The following is a 22,845-nucleotide window of genomic DNA, read 5'->3' on the forward strand; positions in this document are numbered from 1 at the left end:
TTATACGCCTCATTCGCGGGAAGTGAGTCAACGTTACTGAAGCCCAGGCCGCACAAAAATATCAAAGATTGAAAGCCATCATTTCACTTTTGAACATCGCCTAATGACTCATACCCGGGTGCCCAGCGCCACGTCGGCTCGGACAGGTGTTCAAAGAAGAAATCGGAAACCGCTCTGATCTTCACTGGCCGGGTTCGCGCAGACGGCGTCACGAAATACAAACCGCCCCGCGTCATGCTCCACTCCGGGAGGATTCTTTCCAGGCGCCCATCCATCAGGTATTCACTCGCGATGAACTCAGGCAGTTCGGAGATGGCCATCCCTTCTAGCAACAGTGGGATCATAGCGTCCGAATTCGTGACCCGCAGAGGCCCGGTAGGCACGACATCCTCTTCCACTCCAGAGGTATGCGTGAATCGCCAGACCTGCGTCCGGGCGCGGTAGGCGTAGCTCAGGCAAGGCACACTGGCCAGCTCTCGGGGGTGTTGTGGCCTTCCGTGCTTGTCGAGGTAGGCCGGTGAAGCGACAAGAAACTGGGTTACCGCACACAGCTTTCTAGCCACCAGTGATGAGTCTGGCAGTGCCGCGATTCTCAAGGCAGCGTCAAAGCCATCCGCGATCAGGTCGACCGAAGCGTCGGACAAATGCAGGTCTACCGAGAGTTCTGGATATTGCCGGATAAGTTTGGGCATCAAGGGCGCGACCCATCTCAAGCCGAACGACATGGGGATCGCGAGGCGAACCAGGCCGCGTGGTCGAACGGAGAGCTCCATCGCCTCGCCTTCTACCTCTTCGGCCTGCCGGTAGATTTCGCCAGCCTTGCCGGCCATGCTCTGACCGAACTCGGTCAATGAAAGTTGTCGAGACGTGCGGTTGAACAGACGCCCGCCCAGTCGCTCCTCCAGTCGAGCTATGGCCCTGGACACGGTGGGCACCGAAACGCCCATAACCCTGGCAGCGGCAGCGAACGAGCCCTCTTCAGCTACCTTGGCGAACATCGCCAAACCTTCAAAATCCGGAAGTTTGCTCATTTCATTTCTGCAACGATGAGTTTCTGACAATTCTATTTTGGTTTCTTCTCGTCGTCGATACGCTTCTCCCACCGCAACATTTCAAACATTGGAGAACGCTCATGACTGGCAAGCTTGTAAACAAAATCGCAATCGTGACTGGCGGAACCTCAGGCATCGGGCTGGCGACCGCGAAGCTTTTCGCTCAGGAAGGTGCGCGGGTATTCATCACTGGGCGCCGCCAGACGGAGCTGGACAACGCCGTCGCACTGGTTGGCAACGCAGTAGGGGTTCGAGTGGATTCCTCGAAGCCGGACGAACTCGATGCCTTGTACCAACAAGTCGCTGCAGCGCACGGGCGTATCGATGTGTTGTTCGCAAACGCAGGGGGTGGCTCGATGTTGCCGCTGGGAGACATCTCTGAAGAACACTACTACGACACATTTGATCGTAACGTCAAAGGTACGCTGTTCACGGTTCAGAAAGCGCTGCCACTTCTGGCTGAAGGCGCTTCGGTGATTTTGACCGGTTCCACTGCTGCCAGCTCGGGCACGCCCGCATTCAGTGTGTACGCGGCCTCCAAGGCTGCAGTACGTGCCTTCGCCCGTAACTGGATCCTTGACCTGAAGGATCGCAACATCCGGATCAACACCATCAGCCCCGGCGCTACCCGCACGCCGGGCCTGGTAGACCTTGCCGGCCCGGACGCAGCTCAGCAGCAAGGCCTGCTGGATTACCTGGCTTCGCAGATTCCCTTGGGACGCGTCGGAGAGCCTGAAGAGATTGCCAAAGCCGCTCTTTTCCTGGCGTCCAGCGATGCCAGCTTCGTCAACGGTGCCGAACTGTTCGTCGACGGCGGCCAAGCGCAAATCTAACCCGCAAAGGCCGCGAGAAACGCGGCCTTCCGCAAGCAGCTAACATTCCGACCCGTCGATCGAACCGAGCAGCAACAAAACCAAGGACATCCGCCATGGCAATCGATGCAAACCTCAACGGCATCACGAACACGTCCACACCTTATTCAGTATCGGTGCGCCCTGAACCCGTTGCGTCAAAAGACGACGCAACAACCACCGGTTCAATTAGCGTAAAAGCAGAAACACAGGCCGGATCCGAGACGGGTGCTGGCACGTCCAAAAAAGACATACTGGAAAAACTGCAAAAGCAGATCACCGAAGCGGCGAAGCGAATCCAGGAGCTGCAACAACAACTGCAGCAAGCCCAATCTGCTCAAGCATCCAGTGAGGAAAAAAATGCGCAGGTGGCAGCGATCCAAGCCCAGATTTCGAGTGTAACGGCAAACATGATGGCGATGCAGGCAACAATGATCACGCTGCAAAACTCCGTCGACACAACAGTTTGACTCACAAGCAGTTTTTTTCGTCAAACTCACACTTCGATACTCATGTCGTGCCGAATGGCTGTCCCGTCATTGAGGGCAGCCAGTGGTAGCGCTGTCAGCTTTCGTACTGATTAAAGCACTCACCCGCAAACGCCCGGTTCCCCGGACGCTTACCCAGATGTTCATCCCATGGCTTCATGCGCATCCAGTCAATCGCTTGTGCATGGGTGTGCATGCCAACTCAAGCCCCGAAGGCGAGGTGTAGATCCCTTCAGCCTCCCCAAGATAGCCACACCGATGGTAGAACGAAGTGGCATTGGGGGTCGCGTCCAGATGAATCTCGCAAAGCCCGGCCTCAAGCGCCAGACGCTCCAGATACTGGACCATAGCCCTGCCAATTCCCTGCCCCATGAACGCTGGCAGTACAAACAGAGCCCCCAGTTCCCCGGACTGGAAATCGATGTACCCTGTGGCCACAGGCGCTTCGCCCCACCATGCCATGTGGTAACACCGCTCTACGCTGAGCCTGTACCGCTCCGTCAGCGGCACCTGTGTCCAGGCTTGAACCTGTTCCGCCGTGTAGACGGTAATACACTGGTGCCGTATCGCCTGAAGCCTGATAGTGAAAGCAGCTTCGGCGTCGCTGTACCTGGCTGGACGGATCTGTAACATGCTCACTCTCCTTGTCATGGGTGATCATGACCGGAGCATGAAAAAGCCCCGACCATTGATGGCGGGGCTTAGGGTTACGTCAGGATTTACGCGCGCAACGTCCTATGGCCCGCCCAAGGCGGTCATCAGGGGACGCATCATGTACACGCGGCTGCAAGTCGTCATAGGGGCATCATCGGATGCTTCATGAGCGATGTCAAAACCCGCTCACGCCGTGGCATTGAACGCGTCGTGATATGCCACAGTCCCTGCAGGAACGTCACCGCAAAAGGACAGCGCCTGGAAATACACGTGAGGCACGCCAGGCAACACCAGCTCAGCGTGAGCGTTGAAGCCAAAACGGCTGTAGTAAGCAGGATCGCCAAGCACGACACAACCCGCTGCACCCTTACTTCGCAATTCGCTCAAAGCAGCCTTCATCAGAGAAGCGCCAATACCCCGGCCTTGCCAGCCCGGCAGCACGGATATGGGCCCAAGCCCATACCAATCTGCCGCACCGGAAGAGACGGTGACTGGAGAAACCGCGACGTGTCCAACGACTCGTTCCTGGTCCACTGCCACCAGCGAAACCGTTAATTGCCCGGCTTTGCGTAATGCATCGACAATGAACTGTTCGGTATGGCTAGAGTGTTCTGCCTGAGCGAACGCAGCGATGGTCACTGCGGCAATCTGCTCGATGTCTTCGGCTCGTTCGTTACGGATATCCACTTTCATCATACCGAACGCAGTGCAGCCAACACGCTCCCCGCGTCGCTGACCTCGAACTTGCCAGGCGCTTCCACCGCAACGTGCTTGACGATCAGGTCGTCGACCACCATGGCATAACGCAGCGAACGGCGCCCCAGCCCGCGGGCCGACAGGTCCTGGATCAAGCCCAGTGCGTTGCTGAACTCGCCATTGCCATCGCCGATCATCTTCACCGCATCGCCCACCTGCAGGCTGTTACCCCAGGCATTCATGACAAAGGCATCGTTTACCGAAACACAGAAAATTTCGTCAATGCCAGCCGCGAACAATGCTTGCGCCTGCGCTACGTAACCCGGAACGTGGCGTTCGGAGCACGTAGGCGTGAACGCGCCCGGCAAGCCGAAAATAACCACTTTTTTCTGCTTGCAGCGCTCGCGAACAGAAAAGGCATTCGGGCCGATCGCGCAGACGCCAGCATCGTTGTTGTATTCGTAAAGGGTAACGTCGGGCAGTTGATCGCCAGTTTTGATCATCGTTGTCTCCTGCATCAGGTGATGATTGAGCACGCCATGATGCCGCAGTCTGGTCGAAATGTCCGGGGTTCCCGCGCCGGATTGATAACCCTGGCAGCTGAAATGCAAAAGCCGCAGCCCCTTGCGCGAACAAGAGGCTGCGGCTTGGGTGTTGATGGCGCTAGCGGCCCAACTCAGTCAGACCGGTGCCACACCGATTTCAGCGCAATACGCTTCGGTTGCCTGCTCGATCACCTTGATATTCTTGTTGGCACGTACCAACAAGAAAACACCGAGCCCAATCATGATGATGCCGGGTACAAGCATGAACAGCATGGGCAACCCGAGAATGATGCAAAACCAGCCCACCAGTTTGAGGAACTTGGCAGCCTTGAGGAGCATGCTTTTCTGCGAGTAAATGGCGTCCGCGTCTTTGGTTGGCAGCATCTTGTAGCTGCCAATGATTTCCCGCTCGTTCGAAAACAGCATGGTAAGCCTAATTCCCTTTAGTGAGTGTGTGAATTTACGCCACAGCAACCTTTACGCTGTTGAAATAACACGAAGCTTGTCTAGCGATTCACTGCGAGCCGTCCATGTATCTCACGAAGCCCAGGCGCTGCCAGGCGTTTGAGCTGGCGCGATTTAAACATGGTCAAGAACCCTTGTTCAATCGATTCTCTGGCCCGACAGGCACAGGCAGAATTATTCCCTGTCGCAAGGAACTCTTTAAACCGGGTGATGTTCTGATGCAACTTTGTCTGCGCAATGCGCCGGATAATATTATTATGATATCACCCTGAATGTGGCGCATCGCCTGTTCAGCGGGCCAGTATCGCCTGATGATGGTCGATCGAAGGCACAGCGTCCTGAACGCGTCGAGCCGTCAGCCACTCACGCATTCGCGCAGTATCGAAAATCTGCCCCTCCTCCATCATGACCAAGATGAGCGTTTGGGACATTCGGTAACATCCACATCGGGAACAACATCGTGCTTCCCATCCGTGGGCGCATTCGACAGTTTCAGCCTGCCCTGCGCAGATCAGACAACTCATGTAAGCCCCCTTTTATTCTTCTTCCATGAAGGGTAGTTGCAAAGCCAAAAGAATAGTATGGCTTTCGATTGACATGAGATTTTCGTGCCAAGTCCCCAAATACCTTCTGCGCGCGCTTGAGAACCAGGCATGGCCCGAGGAGCGCTCATCAACTGTACAGGCTGTCATCCAAGGGCTCGCTCGGCGCGTCCATCAGGCACTCGCCTGGTACTGGCTATGGCACACATCATGAGCAACACTAAAAAACCTGTGAATTATCTTCAATACCCTTCATGTAGACGCCCTGCTTAAACTACGTCCTGATCATGCATCAGCATAAAGTTTGTTGAGCGAAGGCCCCGGAAGGTGCAACTGGACAGCACTGGAAGGCTCGACCTCAAACATCAGGACACCGCGCACCATGAATACAGCACCTACGTTTAGCCTCAAACGCATTGCCTTCGACGAACATTATCACCCTGCTGAAAACACCCGCATCACCACCAACTTCGCCAATTTGGCGCGGGGTGCGAACCGCCAGGAAAACCTGCGCAACACCTTGACGATGATTGACAACCGCTTCAACGCACTGGCGCATTGGGATAACCCCGACAATGACCGCTACCACGTCGAGCTGGAAATCATTTCGGTGGAAATGAACATGGAAGCCGAACAGCACGGCAATACCCTGCCGTTGATAGAAATACTGAAAACCCATATTGTCGACCGCACAACCAATACCCGCATCGAGGGCATGGTAGGCAATAATTTTTCTTCGTACGTTCGCGACTATGACTTCAGTGTACTGTTGCTGGAGCACAACAAGCATCAGCCAACCTTCAGCACGCCCGAGAACTTTGGCGCGCTGCACGGCAACCTGTTCAAGTGCTTTGTAAATTCGCAAACCTACCGGCAGCACTTCAACAAACCGCCGGTAATCTGCCTGAGTGTGTCGAGCAGCAAAACCTACTACCGCACCGAAAACCAGCACCCTGTGCTGGGCGCTGAATACCAGCAGGATGAATACTCGCTGACGGACGAATACTTCAAGAAAATGGGTTTGAAGGTTCGCTATTTCATGCCACCGGACAGTGTTGCCCCGTTGGCATTCTATTTTTCCGGTGACTTGCTCGCGGATTACACCAACCTTGAGCTGATCAGCACCATCAGCACCATGGATACCTTCCAGAAGATCTACCGCCCCGAAATCTACAATGCCAACTCTGCAGCCGGCAAGGCCTACCAGCCCAGCCTGAAGCACCAGGACTACTCGCTCACGCGCATTGTCTACGATCGGGATGAGCGCAGCCGGCTGGCGATCGAACAGGGCAAATTTGCCGAGGCGAACTTTGTCAAACCCTACCAGGCCACGCTTGAGCAATGGTCCGCTCAATACGCCCGTTGAATCATTCAAAGTACAAGGTCATCGCTCATGAACACGCTACTCCCCACGTCCACTGCCGGCAGCCTGCCTAAACCGTCCTGGCTTGCCCAACCTGAAACACTCTGGTCACCGTGGAAGTTACAAGACGCGCAACTTATCGAAGGCAAACAGGATGCCCTGCGCCTGGCCTTGCAAGAACAACAACACGCCGGTATCGACATTGTCAGTGATGGCGAACAAACACGTCAGCACTTCGTCACCACCTTTATCGAGCACCTGAGTGGTGTTGATTTCGAGCAGCGGGAAACCGTTAGAATCCGCGATCGTTACGACGCGAGCGTACCAACCGTGGTGGGTGCTGTCGCCCGACAGAAACCCGTGTTTGTCGAAGATGCCAAGTTCTTGCGCCAACAGACCACGCAGCCGATAAAGTGGGCGCTGCCTGGCCCCATGACCATGATCGATACGCTTTACGACAGCCACTATAAAAGCCGCGAGAAACTGGCCTGGGAATTCGCCAAGATTCTCAATCAGGAAGCCAGGGAACTGGAAGCAGCCGGTGTTGACATCATCCAGTTCGACGAACCGGCATTCAATGTCTTCTTCGACGAAGTGAATGACTGGGGCGTGGCCACCCTGGAAAGGGCTATTGAAGGCCTCAAGTGCGAAACTGCCGTCCATATCTGCTATGGCTATGGCATCAAAGCCAATACTGACTGGAAAAAGACCCTGGGCTCGGAATGGCGGCAATATGAGCAAGCCTTCCCCAAACTGCAACAGTCCGGCATCGATATCATCTCGCTGGAATGCCATAACTCGCATGTTCCAATGGACCTGATCGAGCTGATTCGCGGCAAGAAAGTCATGGTCGGCGCCATTGATGTGGCCAGCCATGTCATTGAAACACCGGAGCAGGTTGCCGACACCCTGCGCAAGGCACTGCAATTCGTCGATGCCGACAAACTATACCCGTGCACCAATTGCGGTATGGCACCCCTGCCTCGTCAGGTAGCCAGCGGCAAGCTCAAGGCGTTGAGTGCAGGCGCGGCAATCGTCCGCCAGGAACTCGTCAACGCACACTGAAGCCTATGCATACACAAGCCCCAAATTGAGCTGACCCGTATTTTTACCCATGATCGATTTACGCCACCTGCGAACCCTCCACGCGCTGCGTGAAACCGACAGCCTGCACGAGGCCGCCGAGCGCCTGCACCTAACCCAATCAGCCCTGTCGCACCAGTTCCGCGACATGGAAGAGCGCATCGGCATGCCGCTGTTCGTGCGCAAATCCAGGCCGGTGCGCTTCACCAGTGCAGGGCTGAAACTGTTGCAGCTGGCCGACCAGGTGTTGCCGCAAATCCGCAGTACCGAACGGGACCTTGGCAAACTGGCCGGGGGCTCGGCCGGGCGGCTGCACATCGCCATCGAATGCCACAGCTGCTACCAGTGGCTGATGCCTTCAGTGGATGAGTTTCGCAGCGCCTGGCCCGAGGTGGAACTGGACCTCGCCTCCGGTTTTTCATTCGCACCACTGCCAGCCCTGGAGCGCGGCGACCTGGACCTGGTAGTGACCTCCGACCCGGTAACACTGCCGGGCATCAGCTATGTGCCGTTGTTCGGTTATGAGGCACTGCTGGCCATCGACAACCACCACGCCCTGCGCGACAAGCCTTACCTGGAACCTTCCGATATCGCCCACCAGACGCTGATCACCTACCCGATCGAACGCACTCGCCTGGATATCTTCACCCGCTTTCTCGACCCGGCCGACGTCGAGCCGGCGCAGGTACGCACCTCGGAACTGACCGTGATGATGATGCAACTGGTGGCGTCCGGGCGCGGCGTCTGCTGCCTGCCCAACTGGGCAGTGCATGAGTACAGCTCGCGTGGCTATGTAACCGCCAAGCGCCTTGGCGAACATGGCTTGCAGGCCAGGCTCTACGCCGCACTGCGCAGTGACATGCTGGAAGTGCCATACGTGAGCGATTTTCTGCTCACCGCCAAGGACATCTCCTTCACCACGCTGGCAGGTGTCAGCGTGGCGTCAGGGCCCGTACTCTGACAACTGCGCGGCCTTAGCGGACCACGCCCCAATTCGGGTCAAAATCGATAACGGGGTTCAAAGCGCCCTTTTTTGATGCACGCCTGGCTGTCGGCCCGGCGTTGCTCACTCGCAGCTAGAGCAAACACCGCCCCGTACTGACACGGATTGCCCGCCCAAATCCCGTGTTTCGCGGCCCTTTCCCCTCGACATCCCCGCTGCACGGCGTTTTCGGCACCTTCATTGCAATGCTTGTTGTGCTCACCGCACAGGCAATCAATTGCAACCGAGGCTCACGCGAGACACGGCACCCACCGACCCCAGCAAGGCAGCACCCTGAAAAACGCAGATGAACCGCAATGAAGCTGCCGGCAACGGTGGCAAGGAGTGGGTATGTCCCGGGCTTTTTTCAATGAAATGTACGAAGCGAACGGCAGTTGCCGCCCGCATTACCAGGAGTTCGCCCGCTGGCTGGCGAACACCCCGCTGGAGCTGCTGGAGCAGCGCCGACGTGAAGCGGATCTGTTGTTCCACCGTGCCGGCATCACCTTCACCCTGTACGGCGACAGCCAGGACACCGAACGCCTGATCCCCTTCGATATCATCCCGCGCAGCATCCGCGCCAGCGAGTGGCGAACGGTCGAGCGTGGCTGTATCCAGCGTGTGCAGGCGCTTAACCTGTTCCTGCAGGACATCTACCACGACCAGCGCATCCTCAAGGCCGGTATCATCCCGCCAGAGCAGGTACTGGCCAACGAGGGCTACCAGATCGCCATGCAGGGCCTGGACCTGCACCGCGGGCTGTATGCCCACATCGCCGGTGTCGACCTGGTGCGCGATGGCGATGGCAGCTACTTCGTGCTGGAAGACAACCTGCGCACCCCCAGCGGCGTCAGCTACATGCTCGAAGACCGCAAGATGATGATGCGCCTGTTCCCCGAGCTGTTTGCCGCCCAACGTATCGCCCCCATCGACCACTACCCCAACCTGCTGCTGGACACGCTCAAGAGCGCCAGCCCGCTGGACAACCCCACAGCCGTGCTGCTCACCCCCGGCCGTTTCAACAGCGCCTATTTCGAGCATGCGTTCCTGGCCCGGGAAATGGGCATCGAGCTGGTCGAAGGCGCAGACCTGTTCGTGCGTGACGAGCATGTCTACATGCGCACCACCGCCGGCCCGCAGCAGGTTGATGTGATCTACCGCCGCCTGGACGACGACTACCTCGACCCGCTGTCGTTCAACCCGGACTCGATGCTCGGCGTGCCAGGGCTGATCTCGGTGTACCGCGCCGGCAATGTGGTACTGGCCAACGCCGTCGGCACCGGCGTGGCCGACGACAAGTCGATCTACCCCTATGTCGACGACATGATCTGCTACTACCTGGGCGAAGAGCCGATCCTGAACAACGTGCCCACCTGGCAGTGCCGCAAGCCTGCGGACCTGTCCCACGTCCTGGCCCACCTGCCCGAACTGGTGGTCAAGGAAACCCAGGGCTCCGGTGGCTACGGCATGCTGGTTGGGCCGGCATCGACCAGTGCCCAGATCGAAGACTTCCGCGCGCGCATCAAAGCCCGCCCGCACGCCTATATCGCCCAACCCACCTTGTGCCTGTCCACCTGCCCGACCTTTGTCGACAGCGGCATCGCCCCGCGCCACATCGACCTGCGCCCGTTCGTGCTTTCGGGCAGTGAAACCCGCCTGGTGCCCGGCGGCCTGACCCGCGTGGCGCTGAAGGAAGGCTCGCTGGTGGTCAACTCGTCGCAAGGCGGCGGTACCAAGGACACCTGGGTGGTGGAGGACTGAACCATGCTTTCGCGAACCGCTTCCGACCTGTACTGGATGTCGCGCTACCTGGAGCGTGCAGAAAACCTCGCGCGCATGCTTGAGGTCAGCTATTCGCTGTCGTTGATGCCTCAGGCCGGGCGCAGCGACGGTCATGCCGAGCTGGCGATGTCGCTGCTGGCATCCGGCACGCTGGACGACTACATCCGCCGGCACACCGAGCTCGACACCGAGCGCATGCTGCACTTCTTCGCGCTCGACGCGACCAACCCCAGCAGCATCTATTGCTGCCTGCAGGCCGCCCGCACCAATGCCCATGCGGTGCGTGGCCGCATCACCGCCGACATGTGGGAAAACATCAACGCCACCTGGATCGAGATGCGCAATATCGCCAGCAATGGCCTGGGCCGCTATGGCATCAGCCAGTTCTGCGACTGGGTCAAGGAACGCTCGCACCTGTTCCGTGGCGCCACCTCCGGCACCATCATGCGCAACGATGCCTACAGCTTCATCCGCCTGGGCACCTTCCTGGAGCGGGCGGACAACACCCTGCGCCTGCTCGATGCGCGCTATGAAATGTTCGGCGAAGCCTCCGAAGAGGTCAGCGACGATTCCGCCCGTGGCTATTACCAGTGGAGCGCCTTGCTGCGTGCGCTGACCTCGTATGAAGCCTTCAACGAGATCTATCGCGCCGCCCCCAGTGCCCGGCCAGTGTCCGAATTGCTGTTGTTGCGGGTGGACGTACCGCGCTCGCTGCATGCCTGCATCGAGGAACTGGACCTGATCCTGGCCGGTCTGCCGGGCAGTAGCGGGCGCGCCGCCCAGCGCATGGCCGCCGAACTCAACGCGCGCCTGCGCTACACCGCCATCGATGAAATACTCGAAGCAGGGCTGCACCCTTGGCTCAGCGATTTTATCGGCCGCATCAACCAACTGGGCCAGGCGGTCCATCACTCCTACCTGGAGGTTGTATGAAACTGTCCATTCGCCACGACACCACCTACAGCTATGCCAGCGATGTCAGCAACAGCATCCAGTTCCTGCGCCTGACGCCGCGCAGCAGCGCACGCCAACGTATCAATGAATGGCAACTGGGCCTGCCCTGCAAGGTCAAGAGCCAGATCGACCCGTACGGCAACATCCTGCATGTGCTGACCCTGGACAAACCCCACGGCCACCTGGCGCTGACTGCCAGCGGGCAGGTAGAGATCGACCCGGACTGCGAGCAGGAGGCTGAAAGCCAGTCTCCCCTGCCATTCCTGCGTGTCAGCCGCCTGACCCAGGCCGATGACACGCTCAAGGCCTTCGCCACCCGACAATGTGGCGAGCATCGAGACCGGGCGGCACTGACAGGGCTGATGCAAGGCTTGGCCGAGCACATGCCCTACAGCCCGGGGGCCACTTCGGTGGGTACCACCGCGATCGAAGCATTCAACGGCGGCGCCGGGGTGTGCCAGGACCACACCCACGCCTTCCTGGCCTGCGCCCGCAGCCTGGGGGTGCCGGCACGCTACGTTTCGGGCTACCTGTGCACCGAGGACGAGCAGCACCTGGCCAGCCACGCCTGGGCAGAGGCCTGGATCGACGACGCCTGGTACAGCTTCGACATTACCAACCGCCTGACGCGGCCAGACCGTCACCTGAAGCTGGCGGTTGGCCTGGACTACCTCGATGCCTGCCCGGTCCGGGGCGTGCGCCGCGGCGGCGGTATCGAATCGATGCAGGCCAGCGTCCACGTACACCGCCAGTGACACATTTGCTGCAGGCCGGTCTTGCCGCGCAGGTGCGGCAAGACCACTCCATACCCAATACAAGGGAAACCGCATGACTTACTGTGTCGCCATGCACCTTGAGGACGGGCTTGTCTTCATCAGCGATTCACGCACCAACGCCGGCATTGACCAGATCTCCACCTTTGCCAAGTTGTTCGTGTTCAGCGTGCCGGGCGAGCGGCTGATCGTGCTGCAGACCGCCGGCAACCTGGCAACCTCGCAGTCGGTGGTGAACCTGCTGCAGCAACGCAGCCAGGGCAGCGGCCCCCACCTGCTGAACGTTGCCACGCTCTACGATGCAACGGTGCTGGTCGCCGACACCCTGCGCGAAGTGGTCAACCGTGACCGCAGCAAACTTACGGGCGACATCGACCTGAGCAGTTCATTCATTGTCGGCGGCCAGATAGCCGGCGCACCCATGGCCATCTACAACGTCTACGCGCAGGGCAATTTCTTCCAGGCCACGCCAGACACCCCGTTCCTGCAACTGGGCGAAAGCAAGTACGGGCGGCCTATTCTTGACCGAAACCTGCAGTACCAGACACCACTGGATGAAGCGCTGCGTTGCGGACTGATTTCGTTCGACTCCACCATCCGCAGCAACCTGTCGGTGGGCATGCCGCTGGACTTGCTGGTGTACCGCGAAGGCAGCCTGGAAAGCATGACGCGCAAGCGCATCACCAATGAAGATGCCTATTATCAGCAGATTCGCAGGCAGTGGAGCGACGGGTTGAAGAGGTTGTTGGCGGAACTGCCTGCGCCGCCTTATGGCTGAATGAACACACGGCTCGAAACATCTGCTGCCTGTGCAGGCCTCTTCGCGGGCAAGCCCGCTCCCACAAGTACTGCGCATAACCTGAAGGCTGCGATGATCTTGTGCATGCTGTGAGGAGCCATCGTTTGAGTCTCACCAACCACTGAGCTCTAATTAGGCGAATACTGCGCTACTGGTGAAACCATGATTCACGGAAAAACCCTGGAAGCCTGGCAACAAAGCCACCCCATCATCGCCGACCTGGTTGCCCTGAAAGAAACCAACTGGTTCAACCCTGGTATCGCCAAGGCTGCCGAAGCCCTGCACGACGTAGGCCTGACGGCGGACGACGTGCAAGCGACAAGCGTGCGATTGCAGCGTTTCGCACCCTACCTGGCCACTGTGTTCCCTGAAACGGCAGCTGCCGGCGGGGTGATCGAGTCGCACATCACCCCGCTGCCGCAGCTTCGCCAACGGCTTATCGAGGAGGGCTCACCGCAAAACGTGGGCAGCCTGTGGCTCAAGGCAGACAGTGACTTGCCTATCTCCGGATCAATCAAGGCCCGGGGCGGCATTCATGAAGTGCTCAAGCACGCCGAAGACCTGGCCTTGGCGGCCGGTTTGATCACGCCGTCAGATGACTACACCAGACTGGCCAACGATGAGGCCCGCGCATTCTTCAGCCAGTACAAGATCGCCGTGGGTTCGACCGGCAACCTGGGCCTGTCGATTGGCATCATGAGTGCCAAGCTGGGCTTCCAGGTGAGCGTGCACATGTCGTCCGACGCCAGGCAATGGAAGAAGGACAAGCTGCGCGCCAACGGCGTAACGGTAGTGGAGCACGCCTGCGATTACAGCGTGGCAGTCGAGCAAGGTCGCCAGCAGGCAGCTTCAGACCCCAGCTGTTATTTTGTCGACGATGAAAACTCCCCACAGCTGTTCCTCGGCTATGCCGTCGCCGCTGAACGGCTGGCACGGCAGTTCGACGAGGCCGGCATCCAGGTGAACGCTGATCATCCATTGTTCGTGTACCTGCCGTGCGGCGTAGGAGGCGGCCCCGGCGGTGTCGCATTCGGGCTGAAGCTGGTGTTCGGCGATGCGGTGCATTGCATCTTTGCCGAACCCACCCACTCCCCGTGCATGCTGCTGGGGGTGTACACCGGCTTGCACGATGAAACCAGTGTGCAGGACTTCGGCATCGACAACATCACCGCCGCCGACGGCCTGGCGGTCGGGCGCCCGTCCGGGTTTGTCGGCAAAGCCATGCAGCGGCTGATCGATGGTTACTACACCGTGACCGACGAAGAACTGTACCGCTTGATGGTCATCGCCCATGAGCAGGACAAGGTCAAACTGGAGCCCTCTGCGCTGGCTGGCGTACCTGGCATGGCACGGGTGTTACGGGCAGACGAGTATCTGGCTCGCCAGGGCTTTACCCCAACGCATCTGCAAAATGCCACTCACCTTGTGTGGGGAACGGGCGGCAGCATGGTTCCAGAAACCGAGTTTGAGGCTTATCTGGCGAAAGGCCGCGGCCTGTAGGCTGCGCTTATCACAGCCCCTGAATGGGTTGCCTGTACTGGCCTCTTCGCGGGTAAACCCGCTCCCACAGGGATCGCACCGTTTTCGAAACCTGTGCTGTACCTGTGGGAGATTCTATGGTTTTCAGCAAGCTGTTTTGGCTCCTTTGGTGATGTATTCGTCCTGATTTTTCATCAGGGCGAATGCCACCCGTGCGAGCTTCCTGGCGAGGATTACCAATGCTTGGGTCGTTGCCTTTCCATTGTTCCGATGCCGCTCATAGTCCCCTTTCCAAACGGGTGACTTGCTGGCGGCCATCGCTGCGTTATGCAACAAACGACGGATTTCTGAGCAACCGCGCTTAGTGAGGCGACGTTGCCCACTTTTCTGCCCAGAGTCACTGACTCGTAGATCCATTCCCAAGAATGCGATGTACGCGTCACTGCTCTTGAACTCACCCCTCATAAAAGCCATTACCAGCGCTGTGGCGGTTAGAAAACCAATACCCTCTACTGCCTGGCAGCGAGCGACTTGCTCGTGCAATCCAGCTTCTCGCAGCACTTCCTTAATCTTCTTTTGGATCAACAGCTCCAGCCGATCTATCGATTTCACGAAGGTACTGAACGCAGCCTTCAAGAGGCCTTCATTAGCCCAGCTCTGAGTCATTGCAGTGCGAGCACTTACCAAGGCTGCTCTGCGACGAAGCAGGCTCTGAAGCTTGCCGTAGACAGCGGGAGGCGGGCTCCAGGGACGAAGATCCTCCCCTTCGTTTCTCAGAAATCGGGACAGCAACCGAGCATCGGAAGGGTCGGTTTTAACCCGTCCTCCAACACTTTTCCGGTAGTTACTCAGTTGGAAACCATCGATGACATAAACCTCGAAACCCAAGCTATGGGCCAGCTCAACCAAGTCCAGGTGATAAACATTGGTCGCCTCAACCGCGATAGCGGTGTTCAGCGGTTGCTGCTTCAACCATTTTTTGATTTCGGGTTTGGAATTTTTCAGTCTGACGATCTCATCACGGTCATCGTGATGGATAACCAGCTCAGCTTTTGCGACATCCGCACCCACAATCAGCTTGCCTACCTGCATTGCCATGGGCGACTCCTCACGCTATGGTTTTTCGGCTTGAAGGGGTTTCACCAAGAGGCGCTGGCTTGCTTCTATCGTCGCTTGTAAACGATGCATTCTTTATCGGCGCTTTGGTGGAAGGGGTGGGGCGATGTCTCCCACGGTCTGTACTGATGCGAGCAGTCAGAATCGGGCATTTAGTCCCACCACCCCTTCAAGTCTAACCATACAAGCGGGTTTACCCGCGAAGAGGCCGGTACAGGCGACACATAACTGGCTCAACCACGGATGCACTGAGCAAACACCGGCTCCTGCAAATAGGCCACATTCAACCGGGTCCAGGGCGTCACGGCCTTCTGGTTGGTCTGGAAGATCGCCCCCGGCGCCAGCATTACCCCCCTGCCCTGCACTTCGCGGGTCAGCAACGCGGTGTCTTCGATCCCCGGAAAGCGCGCCCACAGGTACAAGCTTTGTTCCGGTCGGCAGAACACCTCGGCACCTAGTTCGTCCAGCACCCGCAGCCCGCCAGCGGTGGCTTCCCGCACCCGGTCCTGCAGGCGCATCAGGTGCCGCAGGAAATGCCCTTCGCTGAGGATCACATCCGCCGTGCGTTCGCACAGTTCCGAACAACTGGTGTGCAACATCATCTGCAGGTCGGCCAACTCGTCGATGACCTCCTTGCTCCCTGCGATGTAACCCACCCGCAAGGCCGCCGACACTGATTTCGAGAAACTGCCGATGTACAGCGAACGCCTCAGTTGGTCGAGCGCCGCCACCTTGAGCGCCGAGCTGGGCTTGAAGTCTGCCAGTGCGTCGTCTTCGACCAGCAACAAATCGTGCCGCTCGGCCAGTTGCAGCAAGCGATGGGCCTTGGCCGGGGAGATATCCGAACCGGTAGGGTTGTGGCACACCGACTGGATGAAGAACAGCCGGGGCCGTTCGACCCGCAGCATGGCTTCCAGCGCGTCCATGTCCGGGCCGTCGGCCAGGCGCGGCACGCTCAGCAGCCGTGCGCCGTGCAGTTGCAGCTTGCCGAACAACGGGTAGTAACCCGGGTTTTCCACCAGCACCGCATCGCCTGGTACCACGAAGCGGCGAATGATCAGGTCCAGCGCATGGTTGGCGCCGTGGGTGGTCACGATTTGCCGGGGCGTGGCACTGATGGCGTAGCTGGCCAGCTTGCGCACCAGGCTCTGGCGCAGGCCGGGGTTGCCCAGGCGATTGCCATAGCGAAACAGGTTCCCTGCGCCACTGCGCATCGCTTGCCGGGTGAATTTGTCGAGGCGCATGTCCTGCAACCAGGACACCGGCGCAAAACCTTCACCCAACGGCGCCAGCCCGGGTTCGCGAACGAACTGCTGCCGCATCATCCAGATGGTGTCCATGGCCCGGGTATAGGGCGGTGTTTCATCCAGTTCGGCAGCCTGCACCTGCGCACCGACGAAAAAGCCCTGCCCGTGGCGGGCCTCCACCAACCCTTGGGAGGCGAGAATCTCGTACGCGGTGATCACCGTATTTTTCGAGTGCCCGTGCAAACGCATGTACTCGCGCAACGACGGCAGGCGGTCGCCAACCTTCAGCACGCCAGTGCGGATCTGCTGCTCGACCGCATCGGCGACCTGCTGGGCAAGGGTGACACGAGGCATCGGCTGGCTCCTGTGCTGTCATGGGTACAGTCTGGGTACTGTTGGGCAAAACTGTACCTTCAATCAAGGGCACAGTGGCTGCACATTTAGCACCACGCCGGCGACGCGCTCAAGCCGCCGCCCAACAACAATGACGCCAAGGGTACCCTCATGAGCCTCGATTCCCGCCTGCCCGCTTTCCGTAACCTGTCCCCCGCCGCGCGCCTGGACCACATCGGCCAGTTACTCGGCCTGAGCCACGACGACGTCAACCTACTGGCCGACGCTGGCGCCCTGCCGATGGAGATTGCCAATGGCATGATCGAAAACGTCATCGGCACCTTCGAACTGCCCTATGCCGTGGCCAGCAACTTCCAGATCAATGGCCGTGATGTGCTGGTGCCGCTGGTGGTGGAAGAGCCCTCGATCGTCGCCGCTGCTTCGTACATGGCCAAGCTGGCCCGTGCCAACGGCGGCTTCACCACCTCCAGCAGCACCCCGCTGATGCGTGCCCAGGTACAGATCGTCGGCGTAAAGGACCCGCTCAATGCACGCCTGAGCCTGCTGCGCCGCAAAGACGAAATCATTGAGCTGGCCAACCGCAAGGACCAATTGCTCAACAGCCTCGGCGGCGGCTGCCGCGACATCGAAGTGCACACCTTCGCCGACACCCCGCGCGGCCCGATGCTGGTGGCGCACCTGATCGTCGATGTGCGCGATGCCATGGGCGCCAACACCGTCAATACCATGGCCGAGGCCGTTGCGCCGCTGATGGAAGCCATCACCGGGGGCCAGGTACGCCTGCGCATTTTGTCCAACCTGGCCGACCTGCGCCTGGCTCGGGCCCAGGTGCGGATTACACCACAGCAACTGGAAACGACCGAGTTCAGTGGCGAGGCAGTGATCGAAGGCATCCTCGACGCCTACGCCTTCGCGGCGGTCGACCCCTACCGCGCGGCCACCCACAACAAGGGCATCATGAATGGCATCGACCCACTGATCGTCGCCACTGGCAACGACTGGCGTGCAGTGGAAGCCGGCGCCCATGCGTATGCCTGCCGCAGTGGTCACTACGGCTCGCTGACCACCTGGGAAAAGGACAACAACGGCCACTTGGTCGGCACCCTGGAAATGCCGATGCCCGTTGGCCTGGTCGGCGGTGCCACCAAGACCCATCCGCTGGCGCAACTGTCGCTGCGCATCCTCGGCGTGAAAACAGCCCAGGCGCTCGCTGAGATTGCCGTGGCCGTAGGCCTGGCGCAAAACCTCGGGGCCATGCGCGCCCTGGCCACCGAGGGCATCCAGCGCGGCCACATGGCCCTGCATGCACGCAATATTGCCGTGGTGGCTGGCGCCCGAGGCGATGAAGTGGATTGGGTTGCCCGGCAGTTGGTGGAGAACCACGACGTACGTGCCGATCGCGCCGTGCAGCTGCTGAAGCAGAAGCGCGCCGAATGAGCAGGGTCCCGATGCAAGCGGTAAAGGTCTTTGAAGTCGGCCCCCGTGACGGCCTGCAGAACGAACGCCAGCCGCTGTCGGTGACCGCCCGTGTGGGCTTGATCGGCGAGCTGGCTGGCACCGGCCTGCGGCATATCGAGGCCGGCGCCTTCGTGTCGCCGCGCTGGGTGCCGCAGATGGCCGGCAGCGACGAGGTGTTGCGCCAGTTGCCCAGCAACGACGGGGTCAGTTACTCGGCCCTGGTGCCCAACCGGCAAGGCTTCGAGGCGGCGCAACGGGCTGGCTGCCGCGAAGTAGCGGTGTTCGCCGCCGCCTCCGAGGCGTTTTCGCGCAACAACATCAATTGCTCCATCGATGAAAGCTTCGAGCGCTTCACCCCGGTGTTGCGCGCCGCCAAAGAGGCCTCTATCCGGGTGCGCGGTTATGTATCCTGCGTGCTCGGTTGCCCGTTCACTGGGGCCGTTGCGCCGGAGGCCGTGGCCAAGGTCGCACGCCGCCTGCACGAACTGGGCTGCTACGAAATCAGCCTGGGTGACACCATTGGCGCCGGCCGCCCGGATGAAACGGCTCAGTTGTTCGAGCACTGCGCACGGCAACTGCCGGTAGCGGCACTGGCCGGCCACTTCCACGATACCTGGGGCATGGCCATCGCCAATGTGCATGCCGCGCTCGCGCAGGGTGTACGTACCTTCGACAGCTCGGTCGCGGGCCTCGGCGGCTGCCCCTACTCGCCGGGCGCCAGCGGTAACGTGGCCACGGAAGATCTGTTGTACCTGCTGCACGGCCTGGGCTACAGCACCGGTGTCGATCTGGAGGCGGTGGCACGGGTTGGCGTGCGTATCAGCGCGCAGCTGGGCACCGCCAACCGCTCCCGCGCAGGCCTTGCCCTGGCAGCAAGGAGCGCCCGCGAACACTGATAGCGCCTGTGGCTCCCGAACAAAAACAACAAGCCCGCAAGGGCAGGAGAATGCCAATGACCTTTGAATGCCGCCTGCACCCCCTCCCCCCGGAGGTGGACCATGGCTGACGACAACCTCTATGAAGTGTGGGGCGACACCGTGGACAGCCGCCACCTGCTCGCCGCCATCGCCATCGGCGCCGCTTGCAGCCTGGGTACCTTTTTCCTGGCCGAGCGCCTGTTGACCGGCTGGGTCGAGTCCAGCCAGATGGCCCGGGCCTACGCCATGCTGCTGGGCATTCTCGGCTCGCTGCTGGGCGGCGGCGTCAGCGCTTGCCTGTTCAAACCCAAGCGCCATGTGGTCGAGCATGTGGCCGATCCGGCCTGGCGCCAGCAAGTCATCGAAGCGCTGCGCAGCGAATACGGCGGCATCGGCCAGCTCAGTGACCTGCCGCAGGAGGTGCGCAACGAGTTGCGTGAGCTGGGCTTGGAGCGCCTGTTCGATGAAGCCGAACCCGCAAGCACAGCCGAGGCCTGCACAAGCACCGCAACCCTGAAGCGAGGTACCGCCTGATGGACGCCCTGTTCGACCAGGTTCTGATAGCCGTGCTGATGGGCGTGATCGGTGCCGTGGTGTTTGCCGCCATCGGTCTGATCTCCGGCAGCGACGAAACTACCACCCTCGCCCCCCTGACCTTGCTGGTCGTGCTGTTGGGCGTGCCCGCTGCCGGGGTGTTTACCTTCTTTCTCGCCGGTGCAGTGGCCAAGCACATGACCCACGCAGTCCCCACGGCATTGCTCGGCATCCCCGGCGACACCATGGCAACACCCCTGATGCGCGAAGCCAACTTCCTGCGCAACCTGGGCGTGCCGCATATCGCCCTGCGCAAGATGATCTCCGGTGCGGTCATCGCTGCCTTGGTCGCAGTGCCACTGGCAGTGCTGTTCGCCGTGCTGCTGGCACCTTTTGGTGATGCGATCAAACGGGCAGCGCCCTGGGTGTTCCTCGCCGCCGCCACCACCATTGCCTATTTCTCGGCAGGCCGCTGGGCCTCGGTACTGGCGCTGCTGCCCTTCGTGCTGGTGATCATCGCCTTGCAGACCTTGACCGGCCAGCACGGCGTCAAGCTCAGCGTCAGCTACTTCCTGGGCATTGCCATCGGCCCACTGATCGCCGCCCTGTTCGCCATGCTCGCCCCGGCAGAGCGGGCGCGGATGAAACGCAGCGAACCGCGCACCTTTGCGCTGTCACCCGACGTCAAGGGCTGGGGCGGCTGGTTCCCCAACCCGCTGAAGGTGCTGGACCGCCGCCAGGCCGGCTGGACCTTGGCCACCGCCACGGTGTCCAGTGCCACCTTCGTGTTCAGCCCGGTGGCCATGACGGTGATCCTCGGTGAAGTGGTGGGTTCACGCATCAAGCACGCCTATCACCGCCTGACCTCGGTCATCAGCGTGCGCAACGGTGTTACCGAGTCCACCTACATTGCCGAGGCGCTGATCCCGCTGATCGCCTTTGGCCTGCCGCTCAGCCCGGTAGCCGCCGGGCCGGCCGCACCGCTGTTCAACGCCCCGCCACGCTTCACTGTCGACAGTGCCAGCGGCCAGGTGAACAACCTGCATAACCTGCTAAGTGCCAGCGAGTTCCTTGCCTACGGCATGCTGGCGGTCGTGATCGCCATCCTGATCGCCTACCCCTTCTCGATGAACTTCGCTCACCGTGCTGCTTCGTTCGTGTCCCGGTGCATCAGCCATGAGGCGGTGATCGCCACCTTCGTCGGCCTGATCCTGGTGATCGGCCTGTGGGAAGGCGGCCTGCTGGGCCTGCTGGTCATCCTTACGGTGGGCCTGCTGGGCGGTTTCCTGTACCGCTTCATCGGCTTCAACATCGGTGTGCAATTCATGGGCTACTACACCGCCGTGCTCAGCGTGCCGGCCATCGTCGCCCTGTTCGCTTGAACTGCCCCCCCCTCACTCTGCCACGCAACCACTGAGGTTGCGTGGCTTCACTCGCCTGCAAGAAAGGAACAACAACAATGAATATCCTTTGCCCCCCTTGCCGCATGACGGCGGCTTGCGCTTGTCTGTTGCTTGGCGCCGCCAGCGTCCAGGCCGAAGGCTTCAGCGAAGACGCCAAGGTCGGCCTGACCTTGCGCAACTTCTACATCAACCGCAATTTCGTCGACCCGGCCTATCCACAAGGCAAAGCCGAAGAATGGACGCAAAGCTTCATCCTCGACGCCCGTTCCGGCTTTACCCAGGGCGTGGTCGGCTTCGGTATGGATGTGCTGGGGCTGTATTCAGTCAAGCTCGACGGCGGACGCGGCACTGCCGGTACCCAGTTGCTGCCAGTGCACGACGACGGCCGCCCGGCGGATGACTTCGGCCGATTGGGCGTGGCGCTCAAGGCGCGTGTTTCGGCCACCGAGCTGAAGGTTGGCGAGTGGTCGCCGATGCTGCCGGTGCTGCGTTCGGACGACGGCCGCTCGCTGCCCCAGACCTTCCAGGGCGCCCAGCTCACCTCACGCGAGATCGACAACCTCACCCTTTACGGCGCACGCTTTCGCGGCAACAGCCCGCGCAACGACGCCAGCATGGAAGACCTGTTCATGTCTGGTCGGCCTACCGCCACGGCGGACCGCCTGGACATCCTCGGCGCCGAGTACCTGTTCAACGACAAGGCCACCCAGCTCGCCATCTGGCATTCGGACCTGCAAGATATCTACCGCCAGCAGTACTACAACCTGATCCACAGCCAGGCCGTGGGCAACTGGACCCTGGGGGCAAACCTCGGGTACTTCGTGGGCAACGACAGTGGCCGTTCACTGGCAGGCGAGATGGATAACCGCACCACGTCGCTGCTGCTCTCGGCCCGTACCGGCGGCCATACGTTCTACGTGGGGCTGCAACGTGTCAGCGGCGATACCGGCTGGATGCGGGTCAACGGCACTGCCGGCACCAGCCTGGCCAACGACAGCTACAACTCCAGCTATGACAACGCCCATGAGCGCTCCTGGCAGTTGCGTTACGACCACAACTTCGCAGTCGATGGCCTGCCTGGCCTGCAATTCATGACGCGTTACATCCGTGGCGACAACGTGCATATCGGCGCCCTGCGGGATGGCAAGGAATGGGGCCGAGAAACCGAACTGGCTTACACCCTTCAGAGCGGCCCCTTGCGCGACTTGACGGTCAGATGGCGCAGCTCGACCTTGCGCCGGGACTTCAACAGCAATGAGTTCGATGAACACCGGGTAATCGTGAGTTATCCGCTATCGATCCTGTAGC

22 protein-coding genes are annotated in these 22,845 nt (G+C 60.3%); 15 read left to right on the top strand and 7 right to left on the bottom strand.

Annotated features, from left to right (window positions below; genetic code table 11):
- Positions 1 to 83: 83 nt before the first annotated feature.
- A complete protein-coding gene (locus QQ992_RS15095) occupies positions 84 to 1,031 on the bottom strand; it encodes a LysR family transcriptional regulator (RefSeq protein ID WP_286110121.1) in 948 nt (315 codons plus the stop codon).
- A 101-nt stretch (positions 1,032 to 1,132) separates the two neighbouring features.
- Between QQ992_RS15095 and QQ992_RS15100 the strand changes: the two genes are divergently transcribed.
- Together QQ992_RS15100 and QQ992_RS15105 are read left to right on the top strand one after the other, a co-directional pair.
- Positions 1,133 to 1,885 carry an SDR family NAD(P)-dependent oxidoreductase gene (locus QQ992_RS15100; protein WP_125859340.1) on the top strand — a complete coding sequence of 251 codons (753 nt, stop codon included), beginning with the start codon at positions 1,133 to 1,135 and terminating at the stop codon, positions 1,883 to 1,885.
- 95 nt (positions 1,886 to 1,980) lie between these two features.
- On the top strand, positions 1,981 to 2,373 hold the full coding sequence (locus QQ992_RS15105; RefSeq protein ID WP_286110122.1) for a hypothetical protein: 393 nt from the start codon (positions 1,981 to 1,983) through the stop codon (positions 2,371 to 2,373).
- A gap of 174 nt (positions 2,374 to 2,547) precedes the next feature.
- On the opposite strand, the gene QQ992_RS15110 is transcribed toward QQ992_RS15105, so the two are convergent.
- The 4 genes from QQ992_RS15110 to QQ992_RS15125 all read right to left on the bottom strand — a co-directional run bounded on the left by QQ992_RS15110 (position 2,548) and on the right by QQ992_RS15125 (position 4,712).
- Positions 2,548 to 3,024, bottom strand: a complete 477-nt coding sequence (locus QQ992_RS15110) for a GNAT family N-acetyltransferase (RefSeq protein ID WP_286110123.1) — start codon at positions 3,022 to 3,024, stop codon at positions 2,548 to 2,550.
- Positions 3,025 to 3,231: 207 nt separating this feature from the next.
- Positions 3,232 to 3,738: a GNAT family N-acetyltransferase gene (locus QQ992_RS15115; RefSeq protein WP_198749138.1), complete on the bottom strand. Its 507-nt coding sequence runs from the start codon at positions 3,736 to 3,738 to the stop codon at positions 3,232 to 3,234.
- Complete coding sequence (locus QQ992_RS15120; RefSeq protein ID WP_286110124.1) at positions 3,738 to 4,244, bottom strand: peroxiredoxin; 507 nt, start codon at positions 4,242 to 4,244, stop codon at positions 3,738 to 3,740. Before QQ992_RS15120 ends, QQ992_RS15115 begins: the two co-directional genes overlap by 1 nt.
- Before the next feature lie 177 nt (positions 4,245 to 4,421).
- Positions 4,422 to 4,712, bottom strand: a complete 291-nt coding sequence (locus QQ992_RS15125) for a hypothetical protein (protein ID WP_060501668.1) — start codon at positions 4,710 to 4,712, stop codon at positions 4,422 to 4,424.
- 963 nt (positions 4,713 to 5,675) lie between these two features.
- On the opposite strand from QQ992_RS15125, the gene QQ992_RS15130 reads away from it, so the two are divergent.
- From QQ992_RS15130 to dsdA, 8 genes are all read left to right on the top strand, one after another.
- Positions 5,676 to 6,659, top strand: a complete 984-nt coding sequence (locus QQ992_RS15130) for a DUF1852 domain-containing protein (RefSeq protein WP_286110125.1) — start codon at positions 5,676 to 5,678, stop codon at positions 6,657 to 6,659.
- Between the two features lie 27 nt (positions 6,660 to 6,686).
- On the top strand, positions 6,687 to 7,721 hold the full coding sequence (locus QQ992_RS15135) for a methionine synthase (protein WP_286110126.1): 1,035 nt from the start codon (positions 6,687 to 6,689) through the stop codon (positions 7,719 to 7,721).
- Positions 7,722 to 7,770: 49 nt separating this feature from the next.
- A complete protein-coding gene (locus QQ992_RS15140; RefSeq protein ID WP_286110127.1) occupies positions 7,771 to 8,700 on the top strand; it encodes a LysR family transcriptional regulator in 930 nt (309 codons plus the stop codon).
- Positions 8,701 to 9,072: 372 nt separating this feature from the next.
- Complete coding sequence (locus QQ992_RS15145) at positions 9,073 to 10,482, top strand: circularly permuted type 2 ATP-grasp protein (RefSeq protein ID WP_286110128.1); 1,410 nt, start codon at positions 9,073 to 9,075, stop codon at positions 10,480 to 10,482.
- A 3-nt stretch (positions 10,483 to 10,485) separates the two neighbouring features.
- Complete coding sequence (locus QQ992_RS15150) at positions 10,486 to 11,436, top strand: alpha-E domain-containing protein (RefSeq protein WP_110741996.1); 951 nt, start codon at positions 10,486 to 10,488, stop codon at positions 11,434 to 11,436.
- The gene (locus QQ992_RS15155; protein ID WP_286110129.1) at positions 11,433 to 12,212 is read left to right on the top strand and encodes a transglutaminase family protein; all 780 of its coding nucleotides are present in this window, start codon (positions 11,433 to 11,435) and stop codon (positions 12,210 to 12,212) included. Before QQ992_RS15150 ends, QQ992_RS15155 begins: the two co-directional genes overlap by 4 nt.
- A 73-nt stretch (positions 12,213 to 12,285) precedes the next feature.
- The gene (locus tag QQ992_RS15160; protein ID WP_286110130.1) at positions 12,286 to 13,008 is read left to right on the top strand and encodes a proteasome-type protease; all 723 of its coding nucleotides are present in this window, start codon (positions 12,286 to 12,288) and stop codon (positions 13,006 to 13,008) included.
- 183 nt (positions 13,009 to 13,191) lie between these two features.
- Entirely contained in the window at positions 13,192 to 14,529 is a 1,338-nt protein-coding gene (gene dsdA / locus QQ992_RS15165; protein ID WP_286110131.1) for a D-serine ammonia-lyase, read from the top strand.
- 123 nt (positions 14,530 to 14,652) lie between these two features.
- Here the strand turns inward: dsdA and QQ992_RS15170 are convergent, their stop codons facing one another.
- Together QQ992_RS15170 and QQ992_RS15175 are read right to left on the bottom strand one after the other, a co-directional pair.
- Entirely contained in the window at positions 14,653 to 15,606 is a 954-nt protein-coding gene (locus tag QQ992_RS15170; RefSeq protein WP_119372048.1) for an IS110 family RNA-guided transposase, read from the bottom strand.
- Positions 15,607 to 15,857: 251 nt separating this feature from the next.
- Positions 15,858 to 17,225, bottom strand: a complete 1,368-nt coding sequence (locus QQ992_RS15175) for an aminotransferase-like domain-containing protein (RefSeq protein ID WP_274082392.1) — start codon at positions 17,223 to 17,225, stop codon at positions 15,858 to 15,860.
- A gap of 150 nt (positions 17,226 to 17,375) precedes the next feature.
- Here QQ992_RS15175 and QQ992_RS15180 point away from each other — a divergent pair, with 150 nt between their 5' ends.
- From QQ992_RS15180 to QQ992_RS15200, 5 genes are all read left to right on the top strand, one after another.
- Positions 17,376 to 18,662 (top strand): hydroxymethylglutaryl-CoA reductase, degradative, encoded by a 1,287-nt coding sequence (locus QQ992_RS15180; RefSeq protein ID WP_286110132.1) that lies wholly within the window; start codon positions 17,376 to 17,378, stop codon positions 18,660 to 18,662.
- Entirely contained in the window at positions 18,659 to 19,579 is a 921-nt protein-coding gene (locus QQ992_RS15185) for a hydroxymethylglutaryl-CoA lyase (protein WP_286110133.1), read from the top strand. Before QQ992_RS15180 ends, QQ992_RS15185 begins: the two co-directional genes overlap by 4 nt.
- Positions 19,580 to 19,681: 102 nt before the next feature.
- Complete coding sequence (locus tag QQ992_RS15190; protein ID WP_286110134.1) at positions 19,682 to 20,134, top strand: hypothetical protein; 453 nt, start codon at positions 19,682 to 19,684, stop codon at positions 20,132 to 20,134.
- Positions 20,134 to 21,516, top strand: coding sequence for a tripartite tricarboxylate transporter permease (locus QQ992_RS15195; protein WP_286110135.1), 1,383 nt, complete (start codon positions 20,134 to 20,136; stop codon positions 21,514 to 21,516). The genes QQ992_RS15190 and QQ992_RS15195 overlap by 1 nt, the downstream gene beginning before the upstream one ends.
- Positions 21,517 to 21,620: 104 nt before the next feature.
- Entirely contained in the window at positions 21,621 to 22,844 is a 1,224-nt protein-coding gene (locus tag QQ992_RS15200; RefSeq protein ID WP_286113953.1) for an OprD family porin, read from the top strand.
- The last annotated feature ends 1 nt before the right edge of the window (position 22,845 follow it).

The sequence above is a fragment of the Pseudomonas kurunegalensis genome (genome assembly GCF_030291635.1).
GTDB lineage: Bacteria > Pseudomonadota > Gammaproteobacteria > Pseudomonadales > Pseudomonadaceae > Aquipseudomonas > Aquipseudomonas monteilii.

What these genes read in the sequence shown, in the direction of transcription:
- QQ992_RS15095 (WP_286110121.1), bottom strand. Translation starts at nt 1,031, where the DNA reads ATGAGCAAACTTCCGGATTTTGAAGGTTTGGCGATGTTCGCCAAGGTA.
- QQ992_RS15100 (WP_125859340.1), top strand. Translation starts at nt 1,133, where the DNA reads ATGACTGGCAAGCTTGTAAACAAAATCGCAATCGTGACTGGCGGAACC.
- QQ992_RS15105 (WP_286110122.1), top strand. Translation starts at nt 1,981, where the DNA reads ATGGCAATCGATGCAAACCTCAACGGCATCACGAACACGTCCACACCT.
- QQ992_RS15110 (WP_286110123.1), bottom strand. Translation starts at nt 3,024, where the DNA reads ATGTTACAGATCCGTCCAGCCAGGTACAGCGACGCCGAAGCTGCTTTC.
- QQ992_RS15115 (WP_198749138.1), bottom strand. Translation starts at nt 3,738, where the DNA reads ATGAAAGTGGATATCCGTAACGAACGAGCCGAAGACATCGAGCAGATT.
- QQ992_RS15120 (WP_286110124.1), bottom strand. Translation starts at nt 4,244, where the DNA reads ATGATCAAAACTGGCGATCAACTGCCCGACGTTACCCTTTACGAATAC.
- QQ992_RS15125 (WP_060501668.1), bottom strand. Translation starts at nt 4,712, where the DNA reads ATGCTGTTTTCGAACGAGCGGGAAATCATTGGCAGCTACAAGATGCTG.
- QQ992_RS15130 (WP_286110125.1), top strand. Translation starts at nt 5,676, where the DNA reads ATGAATACAGCACCTACGTTTAGCCTCAAACGCATTGCCTTCGACGAA.
- QQ992_RS15135 (WP_286110126.1), top strand. Translation starts at nt 6,687, where the DNA reads ATGAACACGCTACTCCCCACGTCCACTGCCGGCAGCCTGCCTAAACCG.
- QQ992_RS15140 (WP_286110127.1), top strand. Translation starts at nt 7,771, where the DNA reads ATGATCGATTTACGCCACCTGCGAACCCTCCACGCGCTGCGTGAAACC.
- QQ992_RS15145 (WP_286110128.1), top strand. Translation starts at nt 9,073, where the DNA reads ATGTCCCGGGCTTTTTTCAATGAAATGTACGAAGCGAACGGCAGTTGC.
- QQ992_RS15150 (WP_110741996.1), top strand. Translation starts at nt 10,486, where the DNA reads ATGCTTTCGCGAACCGCTTCCGACCTGTACTGGATGTCGCGCTACCTG.
- QQ992_RS15155 (WP_286110129.1), top strand. Translation starts at nt 11,433, where the DNA reads ATGAAACTGTCCATTCGCCACGACACCACCTACAGCTATGCCAGCGAT.
- QQ992_RS15160 (WP_286110130.1), top strand. Translation starts at nt 12,286, where the DNA reads ATGACTTACTGTGTCGCCATGCACCTTGAGGACGGGCTTGTCTTCATC.
- dsdA (WP_286110131.1), top strand. Translation starts at nt 13,192, where the DNA reads ATGATTCACGGAAAAACCCTGGAAGCCTGGCAACAAAGCCACCCCATC.
- QQ992_RS15170 (WP_119372048.1), bottom strand. Translation starts at nt 15,606, where the DNA reads ATGGCAATGCAGGTAGGCAAGCTGATTGTGGGTGCGGATGTCGCAAAA.
- QQ992_RS15175 (WP_274082392.1), bottom strand. Translation starts at nt 17,225, where the DNA reads ATGCCTCGTGTCACCCTTGCCCAGCAGGTCGCCGATGCGGTCGAGCAG.
- QQ992_RS15180 (WP_286110132.1), top strand. Translation starts at nt 17,376, where the DNA reads ATGAGCCTCGATTCCCGCCTGCCCGCTTTCCGTAACCTGTCCCCCGCC.
- QQ992_RS15185 (WP_286110133.1), top strand. Translation starts at nt 18,659, where the DNA reads ATGAGCAGGGTCCCGATGCAAGCGGTAAAGGTCTTTGAAGTCGGCCCC.
- QQ992_RS15190 (WP_286110134.1), top strand. Translation starts at nt 19,682, where the DNA reads ATGGCTGACGACAACCTCTATGAAGTGTGGGGCGACACCGTGGACAGC.
- QQ992_RS15195 (WP_286110135.1), top strand. Translation starts at nt 20,134, where the DNA reads ATGGACGCCCTGTTCGACCAGGTTCTGATAGCCGTGCTGATGGGCGTG.
- QQ992_RS15200 (WP_286113953.1), top strand. Translation starts at nt 21,621, where the DNA reads ATGACGGCGGCTTGCGCTTGTCTGTTGCTTGGCGCCGCCAGCGTCCAG.